Annotated in this window: 2 protein-coding genes and 1 other RNA gene; 1 reads left to right on the plus strand and 2 read right to left on the minus strand. The window is 67.4% G+C overall.

Going from position 1 to position 12148, the window contains the following annotated elements; all coding sequences use genetic code 11:
• Positions 1-99: 99 nt before the first annotated feature.
• Positions 100-10992, minus strand: a complete 10893-nt coding sequence (locus AC5P56_RS17675; protein WP_495231837.1) for an autotransporter-associated beta strand repeat-containing protein — start codon at positions 10990-10992, stop codon at positions 100-102.
• A 359-nt stretch (positions 10993-11351) separates the two neighbouring features.
• Complete coding sequence (locus AC5P56_RS17680) at positions 11352-11669, minus strand: DMT family transporter (RefSeq protein ID WP_005415486.1); 318 nt, start codon at positions 11667-11669, stop codon at positions 11352-11354.
• Positions 11670-11970: 301 nt separating this feature from the next.
• Here AC5P56_RS17680 and ffs point away from each other — a divergent pair.
• An RNA gene (gene ffs / locus AC5P56_RS17685) (signal recognition particle sRNA small type) lies at positions 11971-12067 on the plus strand.
• Positions 12068-12148 lie beyond the last annotated feature (81 nt).

Below are 12148 nucleotides of genomic sequence, written 5' to 3' on the forward strand. Positions count from 1 at the left end.
CGAGGTGGTTGCAGTGCCGACACCGTGGCGCGGGAGGTCTCACTCCCTCCGCGCCGGTAGATCCACGCAGCGCGTGGATCTACCGCTGGCCCGCCCCCCTTAGAAGCCTACCCGCAGGTTGATCTGCCCGCCGACATCGCGGCGGCCATCACCGTGCTGGCCCTGCACGAACATCGACAGCTGGCTGTTGCGACCCAGGCCGACCGCCACGCCGAGCTGGCTGACCAGCGCATTGCGTGCCATCACCGCGCTGTAGACATCGAAGGCATCGCCACCGACCGCGAAGCGGTTGCGGCTGGCCACATCGGTGTCACCCGATGCATGCTGCCAGCCCAGGCCGACGGTCAGCTGCGCCGGGAAGCGCGCGCCGCTACCCACGTCCCAGCGGCCCCGCACGCCCACTGTGCTGACGTTGAGCGTGTCCTTGCCACCTTCCAGCACCAGTGCGGCACTGCCACCCTGCTCCAGCGCACGATCACTGTCGACCCAGTGCCGGGTGAACTGCACGTACGGCTGCAGTTGGGTCCTGCCATGGGTCCAGGTCCAGCTGCCTTCGACCTGGGCGATGGTCACGTCCGAATCCTGGCGGCTGTACAGGGTCTGGCCCAGCAGAGGCACTTCACGCGTGGTGCGCGTGCGGTAGTCACCGCGCGACACGCTGCCACCGACCGCAAAGCCGTTGTTCCACTGTCCCTGTGCATACAGGCCGAACGTGTTGCCGCGCAGGCGGGCGCGCGAACTGCGATCGTACAGGCGCGTATAAAGCCGTTCGTTGCCGGCCGCCGCACCCAGCACCACGTGTTCACCCAGCTGCCAGTCCACACCCGCCATCACCGCATTGCGGTTGGAACGGATCTCATCGCCATTGCCATCGCCATCCTGCTTGAACACCTTGCCGCTACCAGCCAGCCAGGCCGAGGCACGCTCACCACGCACGGTCGGCAGCTCACTGCCCAGGCGCTGGCGGATGCCCTCTTCCAGGTAGTTGTCGTACAGCAGCACCGCGCGGCTGGCCGCGTGCACTTCGCCGGAGAGCTGGTCGAATGCGCTGCGCGCAGTGCTGGCGTCATACAGCAGCACCGTGTTGTACAGGCCCAGCGCCGCGCCACTCTGCGGCAGGCTGTCCAGCGCCGCAGCGGTGTTGTACTGGTTGCGCGTGTTGGCCACGGTGGTGAACGCCGCTGTCTGCGCCACGTCGATCTGCAGGTTGGCGGTGTTGGCGGTGTAGACCGGGGTGATGGTCAGGAAGGCCGACGGCGAGTTCGCCGAGGCGAACTGCCCGCTCACCCCACCGCCCGCGTTGATCACCGTGTACTGCTGGCCCTGCTGGTAGCTGGTGCTCGGCGAGATGGTGTTCACCTTTACGGTGCTGCCACCCACGTTGGCGCTGCCGCCCACCTGTACCGTATCGCTGCCGCTGGCACCCAGATCGATGCCCAGCGTGCTGCCCGGCGACAGGGTCAGGTTGCCACCCACGGTGATCGTGCCGGTGCCATTGCCTGTGCCGCTGCCGTTGCCCGGGCCATTACCCGGCGACAGCACGCCACCACTGGACACCGTCACGCCACCGCCGGTGCCACCAATGGTGCCGGTGCCGGACAGCGTGGTACCGCTGCCGATGGTCCACTGGCCGCCGATGGTGCCGGTGACATTCAGGCCGCCGCCGGTGACCTGGCCGGTACCGTTGAAGCCACCACTGTTGCCGCCGAGGTTCAGGCCACCGGGGCCGGCCTGCACGATGCTGCCGCCGCCGCTGATGCTGCCGCCCAGCGTGGTGGTGCCACCGGTGTTGATCACCAGGCCACCGTTGTTGGTGATGTTGCCGGTGATCGCGCCGCTGGCCCCACCGTTGCCGACCTGCACCGTGCCACCGGCGTTGATGGTGGTGCCACCGGTATAGGTGTTGTTGCCGGTCAGGATCACGGTGCCGGTGCCGGCCTGGGTCAGGCCGCCGCTGCCGCTGATGGTGCCGCCGACGGTGCTGTTGCCACCCACATTGAACACCAGGCTGCCGTTGTTGCTGACGTTGCCGGTGATCGCACCGCTCGCGCCACCGTTGCCGACCTGCAGCGTGCCGCCGGTGTTGATGGTGGTGCCGCCGGTATAGGTGTTGTTGCTGGCCAGGACCACGGTGCCGGTGCCGGCCTGGGTCAGGCCGCCGCTGCCGCTGATGGCGCCGCCGACGGTGCTGTTGCCACCCACGTTGAACACCAGGCTGCCGTTGTTGACGACACTGCCGCCGATCGCACCGGTCGCGCCGCCATTGCCAACCTGCAGCGTGCCACCGGCGTTGATGGTGGTCGGGCCGGTATAGGTGTTGTTGCCGGTCAGGGTCAGCGTGCCGCTGCCGGCCTGGGTCAGGCCGCCACTGCCGCTGATGGTGCCGCCCAGCGTGGTGTTGCCGGCCACGTTGGACAGCAGCGTGCCATTGTTGGTGACATCACCGACGATCGAACCGGTCGCACCGCCATTGCCCAGCTGCAGCGTGCCACCGGCATTGATGGTGGTACCGCCGGTGTAGGTGTTGGTGCCGGTCAGCAGCAACGTACCGCTGCCGGCCTGGGTCAGGCCGCCACTGCCACTGATGGTGCCGCCCAGCGCGGTGTTGCCGGCCACGTTGGAAATCAACGCACCATTGTTGGTGATGTCGCCGGCGATGGCGCCGGTTGTACCGCCATTGCCCACCTGCAGCGTGCCGCCGGCATTGATGGTGGTACCGCCGCTGTAGGTGTTGTTGCCGACCAGGGTCAGCACCCCGCTGCCGGCCTGGGTCAGGCCACCACTGCCACTGATCGCGCCGCCGACGGTGGTGTTGCCCGCGACGTCGAAGACCAGGCTGCCGTTGTTGGCGACATTGCCGGTGATCGCACCGGTGGCACCGCCATTGCCCACCTGCAGCGTGCCACCGGCATTGATGGTGGTACCGCCGGTATAGGTGTTGTTGCCGGTCAGGGTCAGCGTACCGGCACCGGCCTGGGTCAGGCCACCGGTGCCGCTGATGGTGCCGCCCAGCAAGGTGTTGCCGGCCACGTTGGACACCAGCGCACCGTTGTTGGTGATGTCACCGACGATCGCGCCGGTCGCACCGCCATTGCCCACCTGCAGCGTGCCGCCGGCATTAATGGTGGTACCGCCGGTGTAGGTGTTGTTGCCGGTCAGCACCAGCGTGCCACTACCGGCCTGGGTCAGGCCGCCGCTGCCACTGACCACCGCACCCACGGTTGCCGTCGTGCCCAGGTTGTAGACCAGGCTGCCATTGTTGGTGATGTCGCCCAGCACCGAGCCGGTGCTGCCGCCATTGCCGATCTGCAGCGTGCTGCCACCATTGATGGTGGTGCCGCCGGTATAGACGTTGTCGCCGCTCAAGGTCAGCGTGCCGGTGCCGCTCTGCACCAGGCCACCAGTGCCGCTGAGCACACCGCCGAAGGTGGTGCTGCCGTTGTTGCCGCCGGTGGTCAGGGTCGCACCGCCCAGCACCACGCTGGATCCGGTCACGCCGGCCAGGCCACCGATGCTCTGGCTGCCACCGGCACTGATGTCCAACGTGCCGGCACCGGACAGGTTCACCGTGCTGGCACCGGACAGGCTGCCACCGGCCGCCACCGCCAGCGTGCCGCTGTTGATGGTGGTGGTACCGGTGTAGGTGCTGGCGCCGCCCAGGGTGACGGTTGCCGCGCCATCTTTCAGCAGGCCGCCAGCGCCGCTGATCGGGCCATTCAAGGTCAGCGCGTTGCTGCCCGCCAGGGTCAGCGTGCCATTGGCCAGCTGCACGGTGTTGGCCAGGGTCAGCGCGCTGGTGCCGTCCAGGCTGGCGTTGCCGCCCACGGTCAGCGCGCCGGTGCCCAGCGAACCGTCGTTGCCCAGCAGCAGGCCACCGGCATTGAGGGTCACGCCGCCCGTGAAGACGTTGACGCCAGTCAAGCCCTGGATGCCTGCGCCGTTCTTTACCAGGCCACCGGCCCCTCCGATGGTGCCGGCGAACGTGGTATTGCCCACGCCATTGAGGGTCAGCGTGCTGCCGCCCAGCGCAACGGTCGAACCCGCCACGCCTGCCAGCGAACCGATCGCCTGCGCACCACCCGCGCTGATGTCGAAGGTGGTACCGGCATTGGCCAGGTTCACCGCACCGGTCGCCGCCAGGCTGCCACCGGCGCCGATCGCCAGCGTGCCGGCGTTGATGGTGGTACCCCCGGTGAAGGTGTTGGTGCCGGTCAGCGTCTGGGTCCCCGAGCCTTCCTTGATCAGGCCACCCGAGCCGGCCAACGAACCACTGAACGTGCCATTGCTGGCATCACCGATCGTCAGCGTGTTGGCCCCCAGGTTCACCGTACCGTTGCCGACCAGTGTGCCGAACTGCTGCGTGCCGCTGCCCGCCGACAGATCGAAGATCGCACCCGAGGCCAGGTTGACGATGCCACTGGCGTGCAGGCTCGCGCCAGCGCCCAGTGCCAATGTACCGGCGTTGATGTTGGTGCCACCGGTGTAGGTGTTGGTGCCGTTCAGGGTCAGCGTTGCGGCTCCCTCCTTGGTCAGGCTGCCGGTGCCGCTCAGGTTGCCGTTGAGGGTGAGGTTGTTGCTGCCGAGGACGGTCAACGCGTTGTTGAGGGTGAAGTTGTTGGCGAGGGTGACCGCTGTGTTCGAATCGAGCGTCGCAGCGCCTGCGACCGTCACCGCACCGGTGCCCAGCGCAGCATTGTTGCCGACCACCAGGCCGCCGGCGTTGAGCGTTACGCCGCCGCTGAAGGTGCTGCCGCCGTTGAGCGTCTGCACGCCTGCACCGTTCTTGACCAGGCCGCCGTTGCCACTGATCGCACCGCTGAAGGTGCTGTCCACGGTGCCGCCCAGGGTCAGCGTGCTGCCACCCAGCGCCACCGTGCTGCCGGCGACGCCGGCCAGCGAGCCGATGGCCTGGTTGCCCGCCGAAATGTCGAACGTGCCGGCACCGGCCAGGTTCACCGCGCCGGTCGCGGCGAGGCTGCCACCCGCGCCGATCGCCAGCGTGCCGTTGTTGATGGTGGTACCACCGGTGTAGGTGTTGGCACCGCTCAGGGTCACGGTGGCCGCACCGTCCTTGACCAGGCCGCCGGTACCGGAAATCACACCGCCCAGTGTCAGCGCCTGGCTGCCAAGCAGGTCGAGGTTCGCGCCCGCTGCGAGCCCGATGTTGTTGGCCAGGTTGACGCCTGTCGATGCGTCCAGCGTCGCGTTGCCGCCCACTGCCAGCGCACCGCTGCCGAGCGCAGCGTTGTTGCCGACCACCAGGCCACCGCCGTTGAGTGCGACGCCACCACTGAACAGATTGGCGCCTCCCAGTGTGAGGACGCCGGCGCCATTCTTGACCAGGCCACCGGTGCCGGAAATCGCGCCATCGAAGAGGCTGTTGCCCACACCACCGAGTGTCAGCGTCTGTGCACCCAGGCTCACCGTCGAGCCCGCCACGCCGTTCAACGAGCCGATGGTCTGGTTGGCACCTGCGGTGGAGATATCGAAGCCGGTGCCTGCAGCGCTCAGCGTCACCGCGCCGGTGGCTGCAAGGCTGCCGCCCGGACCAATCGCCAGCGTACCGGCAGTGATGAAGGTGCCGCCGGTGTAGGTGTTGGCACCGGTCAGCGTCTCGATGCCCGTACCGACCTTGGTCAGGCCACCCGTGCCTGCGATCGAGCCACTGAAGGTGCCATTGGTGGCGCCGCCGACTTCGATCGAGTTGGCGCCGAGGTTCACCGTACCGTTGCCGACCAGGGTTCCGAACACCTGCGTGCCGCTGCCGGCAGACAGATCCAGCGTGGCACCTGTGGCGAGGTTCACGGTACCGCTCGCCGCCAGGCTGGCACCGGCCCCCAGCGCCAGCGTGCCGGCGTTTATGTTGGTGCCACCGGTATAGCTGTTGATGCCATTCAAGGTCAGCGTCGCGCTGCCGTTCTTGGTCAGGCTGCCGGCACCGGAAAGGACGCCGTTGAGCGTCAGTGCGTTGGTCCCGAGCACGGTCAGCCCGGCGTTGAGCGCGATGTTGTTGGCCAGCGTTGCCAGGCCGGTGGTATCCAGCGTGGCAGCACCGCCGACCGTCAATGCACCGGTGCCCAGCGCCGCGTCATTGCCGAGTACCAGCCCGCCTGCATTGAGGGTCACGCCGCCGCCAAAGGTGTTGGCACCGGACAGCGTCTGTACGCCCGCGCCCACCTTGACCAGCCCCCCGCCGCCACTGATCACGCCGTCGAACGCGGCGTTGCCGGCCGTACCGAACGTCAATGAGTTTCCGCCCAGCGCCAGCGTGCTGCCGCCCAGACCATTGAGTGCGCCGATGGTCTGGCTGCTGCCGGCACCGGAGATATCGAAGCCGGCGCCCGCCCCCAACGTGACGTCACCCGCCGCGGCCAGGCTGCCGCCCGTGCCCAGCGCCAGCGTGCCGGCATTGATGGTGGTACCGCCGGTGTAGGTGTTGGCACCGGACAGCGTCAGCGTGGTAGCGCCGTTCTTGATCAGGCTGCCATTGCCGCCGACCACGCCCGACAGCGTCAGCGCATTGCTGCCCGGCACCGTCAGTGCAACGCCCGAGCCCAGCGTGACCGCATTGCCGAGCGTCACTGCCGCGCCCGCATCCAGCGTGGTGCTGGTATTCACCGCCAGCGCGCCGGTACCAAGCGCACCATCCGCACCGACGACCAGGCCACCACCGTTCAGGGTCAGGCCGCCAGCGAAGGTGTTGGTGTTGTTGAGGGTCAGCAGGCCCGTACCGTTCTTGACCAGGCTGCCATTGCCGGCCACCACGCCACCGAGCGTGACATCGTTGCTGCCGCCCAGCGTCAGCTGCGTGCCCGCACCGAAGTTCACTGCATTGGCCAGGTTCAACGCCACCGTGCTGTCCAGCGTGGTGGTGCCACCGATGCCCAGCGCACCGGTGCCGAGCGCGCTGGCATTGCCGAGGATCAGGCCACCCGCGTTGAGTGCAACACCGCCACTGAAGGTGTTGGCACCGGACAGCGTCTGCACGCCGGTACCCGTCTTGACCAGGCCGCCAGTGCCACCGATCACGCCGGCAAAGCTGCCGTTGCCGGCGCCGCCAAAGGTCAGCGACTGCGCGCCCAGCGCCAGCTGGCTGCCTGCGACGCCGTTGAGTGCGCCAATGGTCTGCGCGGCACCGGCTGCGGAGATGTCCAGCGTCGCACCGGCGCCGGCAAGATCCACCGCACCGGCCGCGGCAAGGCTGCCACCGGCCCCCAGCGCCAGCGTGCCGGCGTTGACGGTGGTGCCACCCCCGAACGTGTTGGCGCCAGACAGCGTGAGGCGCGCCGCGCCATCCTTGATCAGCCCGCCGGCGCCGAACACCGGACCGGTCAGCGTCAGGTCATTGCTGCCCAGCACGGTGAGGTTGGCGCCGGCGGCGAGGCCGAGGGTGTTGCCCACCGAAAGCGCCGCAGTGGCATCCAGCGAAGCGTTGCCGCCCACGTCCAGCTGGCCGGTACCCAGCGCCTGTGCGTTGCCAAGCTGCAGTACGCCCGCGTTGAGCCCGACGCCCCCGCTGAACGTATTGGCGCCGTTCAACGCCAGTGTCGCCGCACCGTTCTTGACCAGCCCGCCGGTGCCGCTGATGACGCCCCCCAGCGACACGTTCTGGCTGCCCAGCAGATCCAGCACCGCACCGGCGCCGAGGTTGACGCTGTTGGCCAGGTCCAGCGCCACCGAACTGTCCAGCGTGGTATTGGCCCCCACCGACAATGCACCGGTGCCCAGCGCGCCGGCATTGCCCAGCAGCAGGCCGCCGCCGTTGACGGTCAGCCCGCCACCGAAGCTGTTGGCGCCATTGAGGGTCAAGGTGGTGGCACCGTTCTTCACCAGCCTGCCCGCACCGGACACCACCCCACCCAGCGTGATCGACTGCGAACCCGGCAGCGACAACGCGGCGCCTGCACCCAGTGCCACGTTGTTGCCCAGGTTCAGCGGCGCACTGCCGTCGAGCGAGACGTTGCCACCGATGCCCAGCGTCCCCGTGCCGAGTGCGCCGCTGTTGCCCAGCAGCAGGGCGCCAGCGTTTGCGTTCAGTCCACCACTGAAGGTGTTGGTACCGTTCAAGGACAGTGTCGCCGCGCCGTTCTTGACCAGGCTGCCGGTGCCCGTGATGTTGCCGGCCAGGGCCAGGTTCTGGCTGCCCGGCAGGGTCAGGGCCGCGCCGAGGTTGATCGCATTGCCCAGGTTCAACGCTGCCGTGGTATCCAGCGAACCGTTGCCGCTGACCGTCAACGCCCCGCTGCCGATCGCACTGCTGTCGCCCAGCAGCAGGCCGCCCGCCGTCAGATTCACGCCGCCACTGAAGGTGTTGGCGCCGCTCAGCGTCTGGATGCCCGTGCCCTGCTTGACCAGGCCGCCGGTACCACCGATCACGCCCGCGAACGTCTGGTTGGTGGCATCACCGAAGGTGAGCGTGCTGCTGCCCAGCGTCACCGTGCTGCCGGCAATACCGGACAGCGCGCCGATGGTCTGGTTGCCGCCGAGCGAGATGTCCAGGTCCGCGCCAACGCCGGCCAGGCTGACCGCACCGCCGGCGGCCAGGCTTCCGCCGCTGCCCACCGCAACCTTGCCGGCATTGATCGCCAGGCCGCCGGTGAAGGTATTCGCGCCACCCAGCGTAAGCGTGGCGGCACCGTTCTTGACCAGGCTGCCGGTGCCACCGATGGCGCCGCCCAGCGTCAATGCGTTCGAGCCCAGCACATTGAGCGAGCCACCCGCGCCCAGCGTGATGCCATTGCCGACCGCAAGCGCCGCGCTGGTGTCGAGCGACACCACGCCATCAACATTCAGCCCACCGGTTCCCAGTGCTCCACCGTTGCCCAGCACCAGGCTGCCGGCATTGAACGCCACGCCGCCGCCGAAGGTGTTGGCGCCATTGAGCGTCAGCGACGACGCACCGCTCTTGACCAGGCCACCGGTGCCACCGATCACGCCGTTGAACGTCAACGCCTGGTTGCCGAGCAGATTGAGGCTGGCACCCGAACCGAGGTTGACCGCGTTGGCCAGTGCAAGCGCCCCCGTGGTTCCATCGAGCGTCACGTTGCCGCCGACACTGAGCGCACCGCTGCCCAGCGCAGCAGCATTGCCCAGCAGCAGGCCGCCGCCGTTGAGTGCCACGCCGCCGCTGAGGTTGTTTACGCCCGACAAGGTCTGCACGCCGGTGCCCAGCTTGACCAGGCCACCCGTGCCTGCGGCGAACGTGCCGCTGTAGCTGGTATCGCCCAGCCCGGCGAGGGTGAGCGTGTGGCTGCCCAGGTTGACCGAACCGCCGAGGCCCGCCAGCGAACCGATGGTCTGGTTGGCGGCCGCCGACAGGTCCAGGGTGGTACCGACGCCGACCGTGATCGCACCGGTGGGTGACAGGCTGCCGCCCGCGCCCAGCGCCAACGCGCCTCCGGCCAGGTTGAAACTGCCGGTCAGCGCATTGGCGCCGTTCAAGGTGAGGGTGCCGGCGCCGCTCTTGGTCAGGTTGCCGGCACCGGAGATCGAACCGTTCAATGACAACGCATTGCTGCCGAGCAGGTTCAGCGAGCCCCCGCCATTGATCACCACATTGTTGCCCAGGGTGAAGCCCGCCGTCGTATCCAGTGAAGCGCTGCCACCCACGGTCAGGTTGCCGCTGCCCAGTGCACCGGCATTGCCCAGTACCAGGCCGCCGGCATTGAGGTTGACGCCGCCGGAGAACAGGTTTGCGCCGCCGAGAGTAACGATGCCGGTGTTGTTGACCGTCAGCCCGCCAGTACCGGACAGCAAGCCCCCCAGGCTGAACGCATTGGTCCCTGCCAGGGACAGATTGCCACCAAGGCTGAAAGCGTTGGCCAGGTTCAGACCGGCCGTGGCAGAGGCGATGGCACCGCCGTTGGCGGTGAACAGCCCTGTGCCGAAGGAACCGGCATTGTTGAAATTGACCAGGCCATCATTGAGCGTGGTCGTACCTGCACCCGCCCACGCACCCTGCAGGTTCCAGGTGCCGCTGTTGACGGTGAGCTTCTGGAAGTTGAGGTACTGGTTCCAGCCCAGCGTGGTCACCGCTCCGCCGGTGCCGGACCCCGGACCGCTGACGACGTTCTGCAACACCAGCGTGTTGTTGGCCGCACCACTGCCGGTACCGGCGTCGACCGATCCCGCAGCCGCAACCTTTACCCCGGTGACACCGGTAATCACGCCGGCAAGAGCGCTGCCGCCGCCGCTCACAACGCTGGAACCCGACACTGCGGTGAAGGTGTTGCCGCCGGTTGAATCACCCAGGTGAACGCTGCCACTGACCGCCCCCGCATTGAGGAACGTGTTACCGCCAGAAGCACCCAGGCCGACGCGTCCGTCGATGGTGCCTGTGTTGGTCACATTGGCGGCTGCACCACCATAGGTCACCACCGTGGTCGCGTCGGAAACGCTGCCTGCACCGATCAGCGACGTGCTGATCAGGCCGGCGTTGTTGATGGTGGTGGTGCCGTTGACATTCTGTGCCACCAGCGCCTGTCCACCGAAGCCCAACAGCGTTGCGATGTTGACGACACCCTTGATCTGTCCGCTGGCGTTGTTGTTGACGACGATCGCGCTGTTGTTGGCAGAACCATTGCCGATGACCAGGCCGGGCGAGGCGAGGATGATCGAGCTCGGATCGATCGTGCCATTGTTGTTGACCGTCACGTTGTCGCCGGTCAGCGTTGCTGCGTTGCCGCCGCCTACGATCGGCGGCGTACGCAGCAATGCACCCGCGTCGATGTTCAGCGTGAGGCCGTTGGTCGCGTTGGAGTAGTTGTTGATGCTGGTGGTGCTGTCGCAGTTTACGGTTGTGGTGCCCGTGCACGCTGCGAATGCCGATCCGCTGGCCAGTGTGGCGGCCAAAGCCGCCGCCAGCTGGTGCGCCCGCAATCGCGGCACCCGCCCTGCGCTGACCGCGCTTCCGCCGGGGTTCTGGGCGACCTCCGAAGCAACCTGCATTACCCCAAGGGCACGATTGAAAACCAGACGGTAAATGCGGTTCATCGGTAAATCTCCATGAAAAGACCGGATGGCACAGCTGGCAGGTTTTTTGGAGACAATGCGGCCCACCCCGGCTCCCCGAACGGGAACAAGGCCTGAAGGCATTAACTCCTGAAAATCTTCACATCTTCACGCGATCGCACCCGGGGACAGGTGCGCCAGCGCGTCCGTCAAGCCGAAAACTCCCCGATTTCGCCCGACGAATGGCGGCACTGTGCGACCGACGGTGCCAGCGGCATGTGAATCACGCGCGCTATTTTTATGACGTGCGTCAAATAACAGGGGCGGACAAAATGGTTTTGCCGAAAATGCATATTGCTGCATGTGGCGGAGAATCCATTCCCCGCCATGAGTAAATAAATTCAGCTGCTGGAGAGTTTCATCAGCACCAGGCCGGAAACGATCAACACCGCCGCACCGATCCGCATCGGGCTGACCTGCTCGCCCAGGAACACAATGCCAACCACGAACGCCCCGACCGCGCCGATGCCGGTCCAGATCGTATAGGCGGTTCCCAGCGGCAGGCTGCGCATGGCCACCGCCAGCAACCAGAAGCTGGCGATCATGCCGATGATGGTGACCACGGTGGGGGTGAGCCGGGTGAAGCCTTCGGACTGCTTCATGGACACGGCCCAGACGATTTCCAGCAGGCCGGCAAACAACAGATAGATCCAGGCCATGACGGCCCTCCTCTTGGTAGGGCCAGGCCGTCCTGGTCATTGGTTCCCGATGTGGGGGAGGTCGTTCCTCCTGGTCGGCATTCTAGCAACGGGGGTGGGTACCGGCCGCTGCCGCCGGGAGCGGGTTACAGCCGATTCAGTGCATGAAGCTGGCGTCGATGGGCCCGTCTGCGCTAGAATGCGCGTCTGCCATCGGCCAGCCCGATGTGCAGTCCGGCTGTGGTCTCCGGCGCGCCGCGCGCTGTTTCCCCTGATCCGTGAACTGGCCGCCCACCGGGCGGCCAACGTCTCTATGGTGGCCCCGTCGGCCCCTCGCGACGCTAGGTCGAAAACCCCGCCAGGGCCGGAAGGCAGCAACGGTATCGATCGACGCGGGCGCCGAGGTCAGCCGGCGGGGCCACCGCCTTTTCCGCACTGGGCTCAGATCCCTTTGCATGGCAGAGGGATCTGACCCCGGCTTCGCATTCTTGGCCCGGCAT

Source organism: Stenotrophomonas sp. YJH_SMC_131, from assembly GCF_059367975.1.